Below are 19061 nucleotides of genomic sequence, written 5' to 3'. Positions count from 1 at the left end.
GACGAATCCCCCGATGTCCGCACTCCCGAACCGATCCATCGCCCTGCTCGCTGCGGCATTGTTCGTGGTGACCCCGCTGCTGGGCGGCTGCGAACGGCAGCCCGCGACTACGCAGGATGAAGCGGCAGCGCCAAAAGCAGCGGCGGCAGGCATTGCCGATCCGGCACTGTGGCCCAAGGCGGCGAGCCATGGTTTGAAGAATGCGGAAACCGAAGCGTTCGTCGAGCAGCTGCTGGCGAAGATGAGCCTGGAGGAAAAGGTCGGCCAGATGGTGCAGGGCGATACGTCCAGCGTGCGGCCGGAGGATCTGAGGAAGTACCCGCTCGGGTCGATCCTGGCTGGCGGCAGCTCGCCGCCGCTGGGAGCGCCCGACCGTTCGCCGGCAGGGCCGTGGGTGGAAACCGCGCGCGCCTACCGCGCCGTCTCGCTCGAACAGCGCGAAGGCCACGTGCCGATCCCGGTGATGTTCGGCATCGACGCGGTGCACGGCAACAACAACGTGATCGGCGCGGTGATCTTTCCGCACAACATCGGGCTGGGTGCCGCCAACGATCCCGGCCTGATCCAGCGCATCGGCGCGGCCACCGCCGCCGAAACCGCAGCCGCCGGATTCGACTGGGCGTTCGGACCCACGCTCGCCGTGCCGCAGAACGATGGCTGGGGCCGTGCCTACGAAGGCTATTCCGAGGATCCCGACCTGGTCCGTCGCTATGCCGGCCCGATGGTGCGCGGCCTGCAGGGCGAACCCGGCGCATCGCTGCCGCTGCAGCAGGGCCACGTCGCGTCTTCGCCCAAGCATTTCCTCGGCGATGGCGGCACGAAGGACGGCATGGACCAGGGCGACAACCTGTCCAGCGAGGCCGAACTGATCCGGATCCACGCCGCCGGGTATCCGGCCGCGATCGAAGCCGGCGCGATGACCGTGATGGCGTCGTTCTCGAGCTGGCAGGGCGTGAAGATGCACGGCAACAAGAGCCTGCTGACCGATGTGCTCAAGGGGCGCATGGGCTTCGACGGTTTCGTTGTCGGCGACTGGAACGGGCATGGCCAGATTCCCGGCTGCAGCAACGAGAACTGCGCGGCGACATTCAATGCCGGGCTGGACATGGCGATGGCGCCGGACAGCTGGAAGGGCGTGTACGAAAGCCTGCTGGCGCAGGCACGCTCGGGCGAGGTGCCGATGGCGCGCATCGACGATGCGGTGCGCAGGATCCTGCGGGTCAAGCATCGCCTTGGACTGTTCGATTCCGCGCGCCCGTGGGAAGGCAAGGCCGGGGTGATCGGTGCGCCGGAGCATCGCGCAGTAGCGCGGGAAGCAGTGCGTAAGTCGCTGGTGTTGCTGAAGAACAACGGCGGCGTGCTGCCGATCAAGCCATCGGCGAAGGTGCTGGTGGCCGGCTCCGGTGCCGACGACATCGGCCAGCAGAGCGGTGGCTGGACGCTGTCCTGGCAAGGGACGGGCAACCAGCGCAGCGATTTCCCCAATGCGCAGACCATCTTCGAGGGCCTGCGCGAAGCGTTGGCCGCCGCCGGCGGACAGGCCGAGCTCGGCATCGACGGGACGTTCAAGCAGCGCCCCGACGTGGCCATCGTTGTCTATGGCGAAACCCCGTACGCGGAGATGGCCGGCGACCTGCAGACACTCGAATTCCAGCCCGGCGAAAAGCAGGACCTGGCCTTGCTGAGGAAGCTGAAGGCGCAGGGCATTCCGGTGGTGTCCGTCTTCCTGTCGGGGCGGCCGCTGTGGGTGAATCCCGAACTCAATGCGTCCGATGCCTTCGTCGCCGCGTGGCTGCCGGGCACGGAAGGCGGCGGCATCGCCGACGTGCTCGTCGCCGGCGCCGACGGCAAGCCGCGGCACGACTTCCACGGCAGATTGTCGTTCTCCTGGCCACGCACTGCGGCGCAGCTTGAGTTGAACAAGGGCCAGCCTGACTACGAGCCCCTGTTCGCCCTGGGCCATGGTCTGGATTACGGGTCCACCACCACGCTACCGGTTCTGCCCGAAGTATCCGGCGTCAATGCAGCGACCACCAACGCGGGCAACTACTACCGCCGCGGCCGCACACCACCGCCATGGCGGCTGGCACTGCGCGAGGACGGAAAGGCGACGGTCGTCGAAGGCAACCGCACGGCCTCCGCCAGCGGCGCGCTGTCGCTCGAGGCGGTCGATGCCAACGGCCTGCAGGAAGGCGGGCGCCGGCTGCGCTGGAACGGCAGCGGCGAGGCCGAAGCGGCGATCATCGGCAGCGCCGATGCCGGGCCGCTGGATCTGCAGCGCCAGGCCAATGCCGACATGGTGCTGCAGGTCCAATATCGCGTCGATGCGGCGCCCAAGGGTCCGGTCACCATGGCGATGGGCTGCGCTGGTGCGGACGATGCGCCCTGTCGCGGCACGGTCGACGTCACGGCGCTGCTGAAGGCCGCGCCGGTGGGACAGTGGCGCACCGCGAAGATCAGGCTGACCTGCTTCCGCAAGGCGGGGACCGACATGGCCCGCGTCGACGAACCCTTCGTGCTGGGCACGGCTGCGGCGCTGGATCTGTCGTTCGCGGAGGTACGCCTGGTCGCGGATCCGACCGACGCGGTGTGCCCGGGGCAGTGAAGGGATTCCGGGCAACCGCACTTGCCATTCTGATCGCTATTGCAGGCGTCGCGACCCGGCTGCACGCCGCCGAACAGGCAACGCCGTATACCTGGAACCATGTTCCCATCGGCGGCGGGGGTTTCGTCAGCGGGCTGGTGTTCCATCCGCGCGAGCCGGGCCTGCTTTATGCACGCACCGACATCGGCGGCGCCTACCGCTGGGATGCGGCGTCGCGGCGATGGGTCGCGCTGACCGATGGCCTCGGCCTTGAAGACGTCAACCTGATGGGCATCGACGGCCTCGCCGTCGATCCGTCCGATCCCGAGCGCGTGTACCTTGCCGCCGGCACCTATACCCACGAACGCGCCGGCAATGCCGCGATCCTGCGTTCCTCCGACCGCGGCCGCAGCTTCGAGCGCACCAATCTGCCGTTCAAGCTCGGCGGCAACGAAATGGGCCGGGGCAACGGCGAACGGCTCGCGGTCGATCCCAAGGATGGCCGGGTGCTGTTGCTGGGTTCGCGCACCCACGGGCTGTGGCGCAGCGAAGATCGCGGCGTGCGTTGGCAGCGGGTGGATGGCTTTCCGGCGATCGCGACCTCGCCGTCGGCGAGTGCTTCGAACAACCGTCGCACCCAGGCCATCGGCATCGTCTTCGTCGTGTTCGATCCGCAAAGCGCGGCATCGGAACGCGTTGAAGCCGGCACTCCGAGCCAGCGCATCTACGCCGGCGTATCCACGCGCGAGATCAGTCTGTACGTCTCCGAGGATGCCGGCACGACCTGGTCGCCGGTGGCCGGCCAGCCGACCGGTTTGCGCCCGAACCACATGGTGCGCTCCAGCGACGGCAGCTACTACCTCAGCTACGGCGACGAGCCCGGCCCGGACCGGATGCAGGACGGTGCGGTGTGGAAATACGAGCCCGCGCAGCAACGCTGGACCGAGATCACACCGGCGCCGCAGACGATCGACAGCGAGGGCGACGGCTTCGGCTGGGGCGCGGTCGCGGTGGATCCGCGCAACCCGCAGGCGCTGATCGCCAGCACATTCACCCGCTATGGCCCGCGCGACGAAATCTTCCGCAGCATCGACGGCGGCAGGAGCTGGAAACCGCTGTTTGAACATTCCGATTTCGATCATGGCGCCTCGCCGTGGACGGCGCAGGCGACGCCGCACTGGATGGCCGATGTCGAGATCGATCCGTTCGACAGCGATCGCGCGCTGTTCGTCACCGGCTACGGGGTCTGGGCATCGCGTAACCTCAGCGCATTCGAGCGTGGCGCTCGCGTGCAGTGGCGCTTCGAGAACGAAGGCCTGGAAGAAACCGTACCGCTGGCGTTGCTCAGCCCACCGCAGGGCGCGCCGCTGATCAGCGGCCTGGGCGATATCGACGGCTTCGTGCACGACAGGCTAGACCGGACCACTGTGCAGTTCGCCAGGCCGCCGCGCTACAGCAACACCGAGAGCATGGCCAACGCCGGTCAGGCACCGGAACTGATCGTGCGCAGCGGCCATTTTCACGACGATCCGGGCAACGTGGTGCATGCGGCGTATTCGCGCGACGGCGGCCGCAGCTGGCGTGAGCTGGCGGGCGAACCGCCGGAAGGCGAGGGCGCCGGACAGGTCGCCATCACCGCCGATGGCAAACGGGTGCTTTGGCAGCCGCGCAGAGCCGGACACTGGCTGAGCGACGATTTCGGCGCGCATTGGCGCCGTGTCCTTGGCCTGCCACCGACTGCCGTGGTCGAAGCCGATCGGGTCGACCCGGAGCGTTTGTACGGCTTCGATCCAGCCGATGGCAGGCTCTACGTCAGCCGCAACGGCGGCTTGGAATTCGAATCGGCCGAACGCCCCGTCGGCGCGATCGGCGAGCGAGTCCGCGTACAGCTGCGTGCCGCACCCGGCCACAGCGGCCTGGTGTACATCGCTGCTTCATCGCGCGGACTGCTGCGGTTGGGCGCGAAAGGGCTGGAACGGCTGCCGGGCGTGGAGAACGCGCTGGCACTGGGCCTGGGCAAGCCGGAACAAGAGGACGGCACGCCGACGCTGTTCGTCTACGGCCAGCTCGACGGCAAGGTCGGGCTGTACCGCTCCGGCGACGAGGGCCGCCACTGGACCCGCATCGACGACGATGCGCATCGCTACGGCGAGGTCCGCCTCGTCGTCGGCGATCCGCGCGTGTACGGCCGTGTGTACCTGGGAACGCATGGACGGGGGATCGTGTATGGCGATCCGCGTTGACATGCGAATCGGCGCGTCACGCTGGCTGATGGCCGCGTTGCTGGCGGGCCTGCCGTTGCTGGCGGACGCGCAGGGCTACGCGCCACGTCCGCAGGCCAATGCGAACGTAGCTCCGGCTGTGGATGACGCCGAAGCCGGATCCGTGCCGCTGGCCAACCTGCCGGCGCGCCAGCGGCGCAGCCTCAACGGCACCTGGCAGGCGCTGGTCGACCCGTACGCCGATGGCATCGGCCAGTGGAAGGCGGTGTGGAAGGACCGTACCGCCAGCGGCAACACCGAGTTCATCGAGTACGGCTTCGACGATGCCAACACGCTGCAGGTGCCGGGCGATTTCAACACCCAACGGCCCGAGCTGCTGTATCTGGAAGGTTCGGTCTGGTATCGCAAGACGTTCGACTACGACCTCGCCGACGCGCGTCGCGCCGGGCGGCGCGTGTTCGTGCATTTCGGTGGCGCGAACTACCGCACCGATGTGTTCCTCAACGGAGAGAAACTCGGCAGCCACGAAGGCGGCTTCACGCCGTTCCAGTTCGAACTGACGGGGCGGGTGAAGCAGGGCGAGAACCGCCTGTTGGTGCACGTCAACAACGCACGCCGCAAGGACGGCATCCCGGCACTGGGCTTCGACTGGTTCAACTACGGCGGCCTGACCCGCGACGTGGATCTGGTGGAAACGCCGGCCACCTACATCCAGGACTACTTCATCCAGCTCGCGCCGGGCTCGCAGCGGCGCGTCGAGGGTTGGGTGAAACTGGCCGGCAGCGCGCCGCAACAATCCGTGCGCGTGCGCATTCCCGAGCTGGATGTCGACGTGCAGGTGCAGGCCGGTGCCGACGGTTACGCACCGGTGCGTTTCGAGGCGCCGTTCGCGCTGTGGTCGCCGGCGCAGCCCAGGCTCTACAGGGTGCAGGTCTCCACCCCGGACGATGCGCTGGAGGAGGACATCGGCTTCCGCAGCCTCGCCGTGCGTGGCGACGAGATCCTGCTCAACGGCAAGCCCCTGTTCCTGCGCGGGGTCAATGTCCACGAAGAAATCGACGGTCGCCGCGCGCATTCGCCGGAAGATGCGCGCCGCCTGCTGCAGCACGCCCGCGACCTTGGCGCCAACTTCGTGCGCCTGGCGCATTACCCGCACAACGAGCACCTGGTGCGCATGGCCGACCGCATGGGCCTGCTGCTGTGGCAGGAGATCCCGGTCTACCAGGGCATCGACTTCGCCGATGCCGGCATGCAGGCCAGGCTCGATGCGATGCTGAGCGAAATGATCGCCCGCGATCGCAACCGCGCGGGTGTCGCGTTCTGGGGCGTCGCCAACGAAACCAGCCCCGGTCCGGAGCGCAATGCCGCGCTGGCGGCACTGGCGCGACGCTCGCGCGAACTCGATCCGACGCGGCTGGTCGCGGCGGCGCTCTACGCGCCCGGAATCGATGGCGGCAAGGTAACCGTGAGCGACCCGCTGGTCGCCGCGCTGGACGTGGTCGGCATCAATGAATATTTCGGCTGGTACGTGCCGTGGCCGGCCGAGCCCGAACAGGTGACGTGGACGCCGTTCGGCAAGCCGTTGATCGTCAGCGAATTCGGCGCCGAGGCGCGCCATGGCCGCCACGGCGCCGACGACATCGCCAGCGCCTGGAACGAGGAGTTCCAGGCCGAGTTCTATCGCAAGCAGCTGCGCATGCTGGCGCGGATCCCGTTCCTGCGCGGCACCGCGCCCTGGGTGATGATGGATTTCCGCTCGCCGGTGCGCATGCATCCGTTCCAGGCCGGCTACAACCGCAAGGGGCTGCTGTCCGAACGCGGCGAGCGCAAGCTGGCCTGGTCGGTGATACGGGACCACTACATCCGTGACGACCACAGGGAGCTCGAACCTTGAAACGCCATTTCGCCCTGCTCGGGGTGCTGCTTGCGATCTCGCCGGCACACGCCGAGATCAACCTGCCGCTGCTGTTTACCGACGGCGCGGTGGTGCAACGCGACCGGCCGCTGCCGGTATGGGGTTGGGCGACACCGGGTGCCAGGATCGAAGTCGGGTTCGACGGTGCCCAGGCCACGACGGTGGCCGGAGGCGATGGCGCATGGCGCATCGAGCTGCCTGCACACGCGGCGGGCGGACCTTACGTGCTGACGGTTCGCGAGGGCAAAGACGAGGTCGTCACCGTGCGCGACGTACTGATCGGCGACGTATGGCTGGCGTCGGGTCAGTCGAACATGGAATGGCCGGTGGCGCAGGCACAGGGCGCCGAGCAGTTGATCGCCGACGCGCACGACGCCGGCATCCGCCATTTCAAGGTACCCAAATCCTGGTCCGGCGAACCCGAGGCGCGCCTCGCCGGCGGCGAGTGGCGGACCGCTTCGCCGCAGACCGTCGCCGAATTCTCTGCGGTCGCCTATTCCTTTGCGCGCGAGCTGCGCGCCCGCGACCGCGACGTGCCGATCGGCATCATCGACAGCACCTGGGGCGGCAGCCGCATCGAGGCGTGGATGGATGCGGAATCGTTGGGCGTGGAGCCCGCGGCGATGGCGGCAAAGATGCATGAGGTACGCGCCGCCGAAGATCGCGCCCTGGCGGAGGCGCGTGCGCGCCTGGCACGCTGGCCGGCGAACCCGGACGATGCCTCGTGGAAGGATGTCGATCTGGACGACGGCGACTGGGACACGATTCCCGTGCCAGGCCTGTGGGAGGCCGCGGGCTACAAGATGGATGGCGTGGCCTGGTACCGGACCAGCTTCGAGCTGAGCGCCGCGGAGGCGGCGAAAGGGGTCACGCTCGGCCTGGGGATGATCGACGATAGCGACGACACCTGGGTCAACGGGATTCGCGTCGGCGGGCTGAGCAATCGATGGGATGCGCCACGCGAATACCGGGTCGGCCCCGAAGTGCTGCGCGCCGGGACCAACCACATCGCCGTGCGGGTGACCGACACCGGCGGCGGTGGTGGCATCCACGACACCCACAGCGATTCCGACCGCCACGCCGAAAGCGATCTGCCCTACGTGCAACCGCTGGGCGGCTCGCGGCGCGCGCTGCCCGGGCAATGGAAGTTCCGTCCGGCGGCGGTCACCGTCGTCGTGGACGATGACAAGAACCAGATCGAGACCCTGTTGTTCAACCGCATGATCCACCCGCTGCAGCCCTATCCGCTGGGCGGATTCCTGTGGTACCAGGGCGAAGCCAACGCCAACACCGTTGCCGAGGCGCATCGCTATCGCGATCAGTTCGCATCCCTGATCCGCGGCTGGCGCGCCGACTGGGCGCAGCCGGATCTGCCGTTCCTGTGGGTGCAGCTGGCCAGCTTCCGTTCAGGCGCGGACACCGCGAGCGAGAGCCCGTGGTCGGTTCTGCGCGAGTCGCAGTCGGCGACGCTCGGACTGCCGGGGACCGCCCAGGTCGTGACGATCGACATCGGCGATCCCGACGACATCCACCCGCGCAACAAGCAGGAAGTCGGCCGGCGCATGGCCTTGGCGGCGCGCCATGTCGCCTATGGCGAGTCGCTGGTGTATTCCGGGCCGGTGTATCGCGCCGTGCACTTCGACGGCCGCAACGCGCGCATCGCATTCGACACGCAGGGCAGCACGCTGGCAGTGCGCGGCGGCGGGCAGTCCGTGCAAGGCTTCGAGGTCGCCGGCGACGATCGCAGCTTCCATCCGGCACAGGCTACGATCGAAGGCGATGGCGTCGTGGTGAGTAGCGAGGCCGTCGCGCAGCCGAAGGCCGTACGCTATGCGTGGCGTGACAATCCGGAAGACGCGGATCTGGCCAATCGCGAAGGGCTGCCGGCTTCGCCGTTCCGGACGGACGACTGGCAGTGACCGGGAATTGCATGATGAACAGGTGTGTAGGAGCGCATGCGCTTTTGAGGCACATCGCGCTGGCCGCGGTGTTCGTTCTCGCCGCCTGCAGCCCGCCGTCCGCCACGCACAATGGCGCCGATGCGGCCGAAACCCCCACCGCCGCTGCAGCGGCCAGGAAGGCCGAGGCGCCGATTCCCAAGCTGGTCACCGAGCATGGCCGCCACGCATTGCTGGTCGACGGCGAGCCCTTCCTGATCCTCGGCGCGCAGGTCAACAACTCCAGCAACTATCCGGCAGTGCTGCCGCAGGTGTGGCCTGCGATCGAGATCCTCGATCCCAACACGGTGATGGTGCCGATCGCCTGGGAGCAGATCGAGCCGAAGGAAGGCACGTTCGATTTCTCCTTCCTCGACACCCTGCTGGCGCAGGCGCGCGAGCGCGACAAGCGCCTGGTGCTGCTCTGGTTCGCGACCTGGAAGAACAACGGCCCCAACTACGCGCCGGCCTGGGTCAAGCTGGACAACAAGCGCTTCCCGCGCGTGATCACCGCCGAGGGCAAAACCCTCAACTCGCTGTCGCCGCATGCCGGGGCCACGCTGGAAGCGGACAGGAAGGCGTTCGTGCAGTTGATGCGGCATCTGAAACAGGCCGATCCGCAGCGTACGGTGATCATGGTGCAGCCGCAGAACGAACCGGGTACCTATGGTTCGCCGCGCGACTTCTCGCCGCTGGCGCAGCAGGTGTTCGACGCCGCGGTGCCGGAGGTGCTGGTCAAAGGGCTGAAGAAACAGCCGGGCACATGGCGGGAAGTGTTCGGCACCGATGCCGATGAATACTTCCACGCCTGGCACGTCGCCCACTACATCGACCAGGTCGCCGCGGCCGGCAAGGCCGAATATCCGCTGCCGATGTACGTCAACGCTGCGCTGCGCGACCCGTTCACGCCCGGCCTGCCGGGCCAGTACGAGAGCGGCGGGCCAACCGACAACGTACTCGACATCTACAAGCTGGCGGCGCCCAACATCGACCTGCTGACGCCGGACATCTACATGCGCGAGTACGAGAAACACACCACCGTGCTCGACCGCTATTCGCGCCCGGACAATGCGCTGTTCGTCTCGGAAACCGGCAACGACACACCGTTCGCCCGCTATTTCTTCGCCGCGCTCGGGCAGCAGGCGATCGGCTGGTCGCCGTTCGGGATCGACTTCACCAGATATTCCAACTGGCCGCTGGGCGCCAGGCGCATGGACGCCGAAACGCTGGCGCCGTTCGCGCTGAACTACAAGCTGGTCAAGCCGGCGGCGCGCCTGATCGCGAAGCAGAGTTTTGCCGGCAAGGTGCACGGCACGGCAGAGCGCGCGGGCGAACCCGAGCAGCAGCTGACGTTGAACGAGCGCTGGAACGCGACCATCACCTACGGCGTGCCCCAGTTCTGGTTCCAGGGGCCGCCGCCGGGCAACCCGGAGCCGACCGGCGCGGCCCTGATCGTCGAACTGGCGCCGGACGAGTTCCTCGTCACCGGCTACCACGCACGGGTGTCGATCCATCCGGCTGACGATGACGTGCACATGATCTACGACCGCGTCGAAGAAGGCACGTACGACCAACGCGGCGCATGGGAATTCATGCGCGTGTGGAACGGCGACCAGACCGATTACGGACTCAACTTCTCCAGCGCCGTGCAGTTGCTGCGGGTGAAGCTGGCGACCTACGACAGCACAGGTGGGCCATGAAGCCCCCGAATCTCCCACCGTTTGCGAGTCATCCCACTCCTGTCTCACAGAGGCTTATCGGCATGATCCATACACCGCGTTCGCTCCCAGCACCGTCGCGGCCGCAGCCGCTTGCGGTTCCGACCATCCGGCGCTGGGCGCCATTGCTGATGGCCGCACTGCTGTCGGCATGCGCAGCGGCGGAGGACTCGCCGGCATCGCAAGCCGCCGCGTCGCAGGGTTACGAGAAGACCGACCGTGGCATCGTCGTGCATCCGACTGCCGAAGGCGCCGCCGACGTTCGGCTGCAGGTGGTGAACGACGGCATCATCCGGGTCAGCGCCGATCCCGATGGCGACTTCGCGCGCTCCGAGAGCCTGATGCGGGTGAAGGACGAAGGGGCGCCGCCTTCGTTCGAGGTCACCAGCAGCGACGGCAAGGTGCGCCTGGCGACCGCGCGCGTGACCGCGGAGGTGGCGCAGGACACCGGCCGTGTCAGCTTTCTCGACCAGAACGGCAAGCCGATCCTGTCGGAAGTGCCCGGTGGCCGTACGTTCACGCCGCTGAAGGTCGAAGGCAAGGACTACCTCAGCGTGCGCCAGCGCTTCGAGTCGCCGGACGACGAGGCGATCTACGGCTTCGGCCAGCACCAGCAGGGCTGGATGAACCAGAAGGGCCGCGACGTCGAACTGCAGCAAAACAACATCGACATGGCGGTGCCGTTCCTGGTATCGAGCCGTAACTACGGCCTGCTGTGGGACAACAATTCGATCACGCGCATGGGCGATCCGCGCGGCCTGCAACCGTTGCCGCAGTCGCTGACGTTGTACGACGCCAACGGCAAGGAGGGCGCATTGACTGCGCGCTACTCGGTGGGCGGCGTGCAGAAGGTCGAGCGGCGCGAATCGGAGATCAACTACCAGTACATCAAGGACCTCAAGCAGTGGCCGGCCGAAGCGAAGGCGACGGCTGAGCAGGGGCAGGCGCCGCCGCGTCTGCAGGCGACCTGGGAAGGCGAGATCGAGGCGCAGACGCCAGGGCGGCATACGTTCTCGCTGTATTCCAGCGAGTACGCGAAACTGTGGGTCGACGGCAAGCTGGTGATCGACCGCTGGCGCCAGAACTGGAACCCGTGGCACCACGAGTTCGCACTGGAGATGAAGCCCGGCCAGCGCCACAAGCTGAAGATCGAATGGGACCTGATCGATCCCAGCTACATCGCCCTGCTGCACCGCGACCCGCTGCCGTCGGCCGAAGCGAAGGACCTGTCGCTGTGGTCCGAAGCCGGGCAGATGATCGACTACTACTTCGTCGCCGGTGACTCCCTCGACGCGGCGGTCGCCGGCTATCGCCAGCTCACCGGCAAGTCGGTGCTGCTGCCGAAGTGGGCCTATGGCTTCTGGCAGAGCCGCGAACGCTACAAGACCCAGGACGAACTCACCGGCGCGCTGGACGAATACCGCAAGCGCAAGCTGCCCATCGACAACATCGTGATGGACTGGTCGTACTGGCCGGAGGACGCCTGGGGCTCGCACGATTTCGACAAGGCGCGTTTCCCGGACGCGAAGGGCATGGTCGACCATGTCCACGCCAACAATGCGCAGATCATGATCTCGGTGTGGCCGAAGTTCTATCCCAGCACCGCCAACTTCAAGGAGCTCGACAGCAAGGGCTACATGTACAAGCGCAACATCGAAGTCGGCGAGAAGGACTGGATCGGCCCCGGCTACACCTCGTCGTTCTACGATCCTTACGCCAAGCAGGCACGCGACATCTACTGGCGCCAGATCGACGAGAAGCTCAACGCGATCGGCATGGACGCGTGGTGGCTGGACGCCGACGAGCCCGACCTGCATTCCAACCTCGATGTCGAAGAACGCAAGGCGCGCACCACGCCGACCGCGCTGGGCCCGTCGACGGAATTCTTCAACTCCTATCCGCTGCCGCACACCCAGGGCGTCTACGAGGGCGATCGGGCGAAGGATCCGGACAAGCGCGTGTTCATCCTTTCGCGCAAGGGCTATGCCGGCACCCAGCGCAACGCGGTGGCGGTGTGGAGCGGCGATGTGGTCTCGCGCTGGGACGACCTGCGCGACCAGATCTCGGCCGGCGTCAACCTGTCGATGTCGGGCCTGGCCAACTGGACCTTCGACATCGGCGGCTTCGCGGTCGAGAAGCGCTACGAGAACCAGGATCCCGCGCATCTGCCGGAGTGGCGCGAGTTGAACCTGCGCTGGTTCCAGTTCGGCGCGTTCGCGCCGATCTTCCGCTCGCACGGGCAGTTGCCGTATCGCGAGATCTGGAACATCTCGCCGGAAGGCACGCCGGTCTACGACAGTCTGGTCTACTACGACAAGCTGCGCTACACGCTGCTGCCGTACATCTACACGCTGGCCGGCGACGTGCATCACCGCGACGGCACCTTCATGCGTGCGCTGGCGATGGACTTTCCGGGTGATGCCAGGGTGCGCGACATCAACGACCAGTACCTGTTCGGCCCCGCGTTCCTGGTCGCTCCGGTGACGAAGTTCAAGGCCACCAGCCGCGAGGTTTACCTGCCTGCGGGCACGTCGTGGATCGATTTCAACACCGGCAAGCGCTTCGATGGCGGGCAGACGATCCAGGCCGATGCGCCGTTGGCGCGGATGCCGTTGTTCGTGCGGGCCGGTTCGATCGTGCCGACGGGTCCGGTGCTGCAACACGTCGACGAGCAGCCAAACGCTCCGCTCACGGTTGTGGTCTATACCGGCGCCGACGGGAAGTTCTCGCTGTACGAGGACGACGGCCGCAGCTACGGCTACGAAAAAGGTCAGTTCAGCCGTATCCCGCTCGCTTGGAGCGAAAAGAGCGGCGAGCTGACGATCGGTGCGCGCGAAGGATCGTGGCCCGGCATGCAGGCCACGCGCACGATCCATGTGCGTTGGGTGGACGGTCCGCGCAACGATGCGGGTGCCCTGGAACCGGCGACCGATGCCACCGTGCAGTACGACGGCAAGGCAGTCACCGTGCGCAAGGCGCCGGCAACCGGGTCCGGCAAGTGATCGCGGCCTGAGATGAGCGCCGACCTCACCAGGCGGGAGTTGTGCAAAGCGATAGGCGCGGGCGTCGCGATCGCGGGCCTCGCGCCGTCCGCGATCGCGCGCGCGCAGGAAGGCGCCGCTGCGGCTGGAGATGAAGCGCTCAAACTCTGGTACCGCAGCCCGGCGACGCGATGGGTCGAAGGGTTGCCGCTGGGCAATGGGCGCCTTGGCGCGATGGTCTGGGGTGGCATCGAACACGAACGACTGCAGCTCAACGAGGACACGCTGTATGCCGGCGGCCCCTACGACGCCAACAATCCGGAGGCGCTGGCCGCGCTACCGGAGGTGCGCCGGCTGATCTTCGCTGGGAGGTATGCGGAAGCCGAGGCGCTGGCGGATGCGAAACTGATGTCGCGCCCGCTCAAGCAGATGCCGTACCAGCCGCTGGCCGACCTGGTCCTGGATTTCCGCGACGTTCCCGACACCTCCGAATACCGCCGCGAGCTCGACCTCGATACCGCCATCACCCGCACCCAGTTCCGGACCTGGAAGACACTGCATACGCGGGAGGCCTTCGTGTCGCCGGTCGATCAGTGCGTCGCGGTGCGCGTGGCCACCGACGGCCCTGGCGGCGTCAACCTGCGCGTTGGGCTCGACAGCGACCAGGAGAACGAGGTGCGGGTCGAAGACGGCGCCCTGCTGCTGCGTGGCCGCAACGGATCGGCCCACGGCGTCGAGGGCAGGCTGAAGTTCGCGCTGCGGGTGCGCGTGCTGCCCCGGGGCGGCACGCTGAAAATGGATCGGGGGCGCATCGAGATCGAGGGGGCGGACGAAGTGGTGCTGCTGGCCACCGCCGCGACGGGTTACCGCCGCTACGATGACATCGGCGCCGATCCGGAAGAGATCACTCGCCGGCAGCTGGCGGCTGCGCAGCAGCGCGGCTTCGACGCACTGCGCGCCGCACACGTGGCCGAGCACCGGCGCCTGTTCCGCCGCGTGGCCATCGACCTGGGCCATAGCGAGGCGGAGAAGCTGTCGACCGACGAGCGCGTCGAGCGGTTCGCCGACGGCAACGATCCCGCGCTCGCCGCGCTCTACCACCAGTACGGCCGCTACCTGCTGATCTGCAGCTCGCGACCCGGTACCCAGCCGGCCAACCTGCAGGGCGTCTGGAACGACCTGATGGATCCGCCGTGGGGAAGCAAGTACACCATCAACATCAACACCGAGATGAACTACTGGCCCAGCGAGGCCAATGCGCTGCACGAATGCGTCGAGCCGCTGGAGCGCATGCTGTTCGATCTCGCTGAAACCGGCGCGCGCACCGCGAAGCATATGTATGGCGCTCCAGGCTGGGTCGTACACCACAACACCGACCTGTGGCGCCAGAGCAGTCCGATCGACGGTGCGCAGTGGGGCCTGTGGCCGATGGGTGGTGCCTGGCTGCTGCAGCAGCTATGGGATCGCTGGGACTACGGCCGCGATCGCGCCTACCTGGCCAGGATCTACCCGCTGTTCAAGGGTGCGGCCGAGTTCTTCGCAGCCACCCTGGTGCGTGATCCTGCCAGCGGCGAGATGGTCACCAATCCTTCGATGTCCCCGGAGAACGTGCACCCGCACGGCGCATCGCTGTGCGCCGGGCCTGCGATGGATTCGCAGCTGCTGCGGGACCTGTTTGCGCAATGCATCGAAGCGGCGGGCCTCCTCGACGTCGATGCGGACTTCGCGAAGAGCCTGACCACGTTGCGCGCGCAGCTGCCACCGGACCGGATCGGCAGGGCGGGGCAGCTGCAGGAATGGCGTGAGGACTGGGACATGGAGGCGCCGGAAATCCATCATCGTCATGTCTCCCACCTGTACGCGCTGCACCCGAGTTCGCAGATCAACGTGCGCGACACGCCCGAGCTGGCGGCGGCGGCGAGGAAATCGCTGGAAATCCGCGGCGACGAGGCCACCGGCTGGGGCATCGGCTGGCGCCTGAACCTGTGGGCGAGACTGGGCGATGGCGAACACGCGCACAAAATACTGGGGATGCTGCTGAGTCCCGACCGCACCTACCCGAATCTGTTCGATGCGCATCCGCCGTTCCAGATCGACGGCAACTTCGGCGGCACCGCCGGCATTACCGAGATGCTGCTGCAAAGCTGGGGCGGGTCGATCTTCCTGCTGCCGGCGTTGCCCAGGCAATGGCCGATGGGGCAAGTGCGCGGGCTGCGAGTGCGCGGCGCGGCCGGGATGGATCTGAAATGGCGGAACGGACGGCTCGTGCAGGCGCGGTTGTCCAGCGACAAGGGCGGCGACTATTCCCTGGTGTACGGCGAGCAGGTCGTGGAGACGACATTGCAGGCGGGACATTCGGCTGAGTTCGGCCTGCGCGGCGACAGGCTGGTTCGGCTATGAGCCTGGCGTACGTGATGCGGCAGGCGCTTTCTCATCCGATCGATGCGGTCATGCCGCTAACACCTGATATGGATCGATTTCGAAATCAAACGCGCTGCTTCCCGGCGCATCCCACGGCGGAAACAGGATCATGAGCAACGACTTCTTCATCGGCACCCGAGAATATTTCCCCGGCCTCGGCCGCATCCCGTTCGAGGGCATCGGCTCCGACAACCCGCTGGCGTTCAAGCATTACGACGCCGGCAAGCGGATCGGCGAGAAAACCATGGCCGAGCACCTGCGCTTCGCCGTGTGCTACTGGCACAGCTTCTGCAATGCCGGCCACGATCCGTTCGGTCCGGGCACCCGCGCATATCCATGGGACGCGCCGGCCACGGCCATGGGGCGCGCCGAAGCACGGGTCGACGCTGCGTTCGAATTCTTCAGCAAGCTTGGCGTGCCTTACTACTGCTTCCATGACATCGATCTGGCACCGGACGCCAGCGATGTAGGCGAGTACGAGCGCAACCTCAGGCACATGGTCGCACTGGCGAAAGAACGCCAGCAGGCGACCGGCGTCAAGCTGCTATGGGGCACCGCGAACCTGTTCAGCCATCCGCGCTACATGAACGGTGCATCCACCAATCCCGATTTCGCCGTGGTCGCGCGCGCCGCGGTGCAGGTCAAGGCGGCGCTGGAGGCGACCGTGGAGCTGGGTGGGGAGAACTACGTGTTCTGGGGCGGGCGCGAAGGCTATGCCAGCCTGCACAACACCGACATGAAGCGCGAGCTGGCGCATATGGGACGCTTCCTGACGATGGCTCGCGACTACGGCCGCAGCATCGGATTCGATGGCGTGTTCCTGATTGAGCCCAAGCCGATGGAGCCGATGAAGCACCAGTACGATTTCGACTCGGCCACGGTGGTGGGGTTCCTGCGCGAGCACGGCCTGGACCAGGACTTCAAGCTCAACATCGAAGCCAATCACGCCACGCTGTCCGGGCATACCTTCGAACACGATCTGCAGGTGGCCTCGGATGCGGGCCTGCTCGGCAGCATCGACGCCAACCGCGGCAATCCGCAGAACGGCTGGGACACCGACCAGTTCCCGGTGGATCTGTACGACACCGTGGCCGCGATGCTGGTGGTGCTGCGCCAGGGTGGCCTGCAGCCGGGCGGGTTGAACTTCGATGCCAAGGTGCGGCGCGAATCCACCGATCCGCAGGACCTGTTCCTGGCGCATATCGGCGGCATGGACGCGTTCGCACGCGGCCTGGAGGTGGCGCATGCCCTGCTGACGGCTTCGCCGATGGAGGGCTGGCGCCAGCGGCGCTATGCCAGCTTCGATCAGGGCGCCGGGCGTGATTTCGAGGACGGCAGGAGTACGCTGGCCGACCTGCGTGACCTGGCGGCGCAGGCAGGCGAGCCGAAACAACGCAGTGGCCGGCAGGAGGTGTACGAGAACCTGTTCAACCAGTACCTGCTCCGTTGATCCAGGCGCTCGAAATCGGAATGTGCGGGATTTCCGCACTGTCATTCCCGCCGGGGCGGGAAACACGAGCGCAAAGTTGTTCGCTGTACCCCTTTAACGCCCGGCGTCGGTCCGGCAACCCCAACACAACCAAGGTGTCCTCATGACGAGCGTCTCCCTACCGCAAGCAGCCGCAGCCGGTGGTGAAAACACCCGCCTCATCATCCTGATCAGCTGCGTGGCCACCATCGGCGGATTCCTGTTTGGATTCGACAGCGGCGTGATCAACGGCACGGTCGATGGACTCAAGCAGACTTTCCAGTCCAGCTCGGCAGGCACCGGCTTCGAAGTGGCGTCGATGTTGCTGGGTTGCGCGGTCGGTGCGTTCTTCGCCGGTCGCCTGGCCGACCGCTGGGGTCGGCGTGCGGTGCTGATCATCTCGGCGGTGCTGTTCCTGTTGTCCTCGATCGGTTCCGGCATGGCGAACACCTCGCTGATGTTCATCGCCGCGCGGGTGCTGGGCGGCTTCGCCGTCGGCGCCGCGAGCGTCATGTCGCCGGCCTACATCGCGGAGGTCGCATCCGCGCGCTATCGCGGACGGCTGGCGACTGTGCAGCAGATCGCGATCATCAGCGGCCTGTTCTGCGCCTTCCTCAGCAACTATCTGCTGGCGAAGACCGCGGGCGCTTCCACCGAGGCGTTGTGGCTCGGATACGCGGCATGGCGCTGGATGTTCTGGATGATGGCGATTCCGTCGACGGTCTTCCTGCTGCTGCTGCTGTTCATCCCCGAAAGCCCGCGCTACCTGGTGGTGAAAGGCCGCAAGCAGGACGCGTTGCAGGTGCTGACCCGGCTCTACGGCGCGACGGAGGCGAACACCAAGCTGGCCGAGATCGATGCCTCGCTGTCGGCGGACCACCATCGTCCGCGCCTGTCCGACCTGATCAACAAGTCGACCGGCAAGATCCGCAAGATTGTCTGGGTCGGCATCGGCCTGGCGACGTTCCAGCAGCTGGTCGGTATCAACGTGGTGTTCTACTACGGCGCGGTGCTGTGGCAGGCGGTGGGCTTCTCCGAAAGCGATGCGCTGCTGATCAACGTGCTGTCCGGCGCGCTCAGCATCGGTGCCTGCCTGGTGACGGTGGTGCTGATCGACAAGATCGGACGCAAGCCGCTGCTGTGGGTCGGCTCGGCAGGCATGGCGGTATCACTGGCGCTGGTGACGTATGCATTCGCCACTGCCGGCCTGGATGCGGCCGGCAAGCTGGCGCTTTCCGATTCTATGGGCGTTCTCGCCTTGGTGGCGGCCAATGTGTACGTGGTGTTCTTCAACATGTCGTGGGGGCCGGTGATGTGGGTGATGTTGGGCGAGATGTTCCCCAACCAGATTCGCGGCTCGGGTCTGGCGGTCGCCGGCGCGGCGCAATGGACTTCCAACTTCGCGATCACCATGACCTTCCCGATCCTGCTGACCAGCATCGGTCTGGCCGGTGCCTACGGCCTGTACACCATCGCCGCGGTCATCTCGGTGTTCTTCGTGCTCAAGTACGTGCACGAGACCAAGGGCAAGGAACTGGAGCAGATGGAAGGCTGACAGGCTCGCGGCCTGCGCGACACTTCGCTGCAAGCGAAGTCACGCCGCATAAACGCTTAGGCCACCTAAAAGGTGGCCTAAGTCGTTGAAATTGATGGTGGGCGGTGCAGGGATCGAACCTGCGACCCTTGCCGTGTGAAGGCGTAAACGACACTTTAGAATCAGTGACATATCGTATAAGCCATTGATGTGTAAGGTCGTGAACAGTCACGACCATTCGCCGCTATAGTACCTTCTGCAGTTATAACAGCAGTGGGTGG

At 66.6% G+C, this 19061-nt stretch carries 9 protein-coding genes; all 9 read left to right on the top strand.

Annotated features, from left to right (window positions below):
* Positions 1-13: 13 nt before the first annotated feature.
* The 9 genes from MC380_RS05130 to MC380_RS05090 all read left to right on the top strand — a co-directional run bounded on the left by MC380_RS05130 (position 14) and on the right by MC380_RS05090 (position 18801).
* Positions 14-2605: an exo 1,3/1,4-beta-D-glucan glucohydrolase gene (locus MC380_RS05130; RefSeq protein ID WP_242163397.1), complete on the top strand. Its 2592-nt coding sequence runs from the start codon at positions 14-16 to the stop codon at positions 2603-2605.
* A complete protein-coding gene (locus tag MC380_RS05125) occupies positions 2602-4827 on the top strand; it encodes a sialidase family protein (protein WP_242103720.1) in 2226 nt (741 codons plus the stop codon). The genes MC380_RS05130 and MC380_RS05125 overlap by 4 nt, the downstream gene beginning before the upstream one ends.
* Positions 4811-6700 (top strand): glycoside hydrolase family 2 TIM barrel-domain containing protein, encoded by a 1890-nt coding sequence (locus MC380_RS05120; RefSeq protein ID WP_242163395.1) that lies wholly within the window; start codon positions 4811-4813, stop codon positions 6698-6700. Before MC380_RS05125 ends, MC380_RS05120 begins: the two co-directional genes overlap by 17 nt.
* Entirely contained in the window at positions 6697-8640 is a 1944-nt protein-coding gene (locus MC380_RS05115; RefSeq protein WP_242163393.1) for a sialate O-acetylesterase, read from the top strand. The genes MC380_RS05120 and MC380_RS05115 overlap by 4 nt, the downstream gene beginning before the upstream one ends.
* Positions 8641-8684: 44 nt before the next feature.
* On the top strand, positions 8685-10358 hold the full coding sequence (locus tag MC380_RS05110; protein WP_242163391.1) for a DUF5597 domain-containing protein: 1674 nt from the start codon (positions 8685-8687) through the stop codon (positions 10356-10358).
* Positions 10359-10420: 62 nt separating this feature from the next.
* On the top strand, positions 10421-13378 hold the full coding sequence (locus MC380_RS05105; protein ID WP_242163389.1) for a TIM-barrel domain-containing protein: 2958 nt from the start codon (positions 10421-10423) through the stop codon (positions 13376-13378).
* A 12-nt stretch (positions 13379-13390) separates the two neighbouring features.
* The gene (locus MC380_RS05100) at positions 13391-15757 is read left to right on the top strand and encodes a glycoside hydrolase family 95 protein (RefSeq protein WP_242163388.1); all 2367 of its coding nucleotides are present in this window, start codon (positions 13391-13393) and stop codon (positions 15755-15757) included.
* A 130-nt stretch (positions 15758-15887) separates the two neighbouring features.
* A complete protein-coding gene (gene xylA / locus MC380_RS05095) occupies positions 15888-17228 on the top strand; it encodes a xylose isomerase (protein ID WP_242163386.1) in 1341 nt (446 codons plus the stop codon).
* Between the two features lie 142 nt (positions 17229-17370).
* Complete coding sequence (locus tag MC380_RS05090; RefSeq protein WP_242103727.1) at positions 17371-18801, top strand: sugar porter family MFS transporter; 1431 nt, start codon at positions 17371-17373, stop codon at positions 18799-18801.
* Positions 18802-19061 lie beyond the last annotated feature (260 nt).

The sequence above is a fragment of the Lysobacter sp. M15 genome (assembly GCF_022662515.1).
Lineage (GTDB): Bacteria > Pseudomonadota > Gammaproteobacteria > Xanthomonadales > Xanthomonadaceae > JAKPBU01.
The sequence above is the reverse complement of the archived record's forward strand: the minus strand, read 5'-3'. Positions and strand labels throughout refer to the sequence as shown.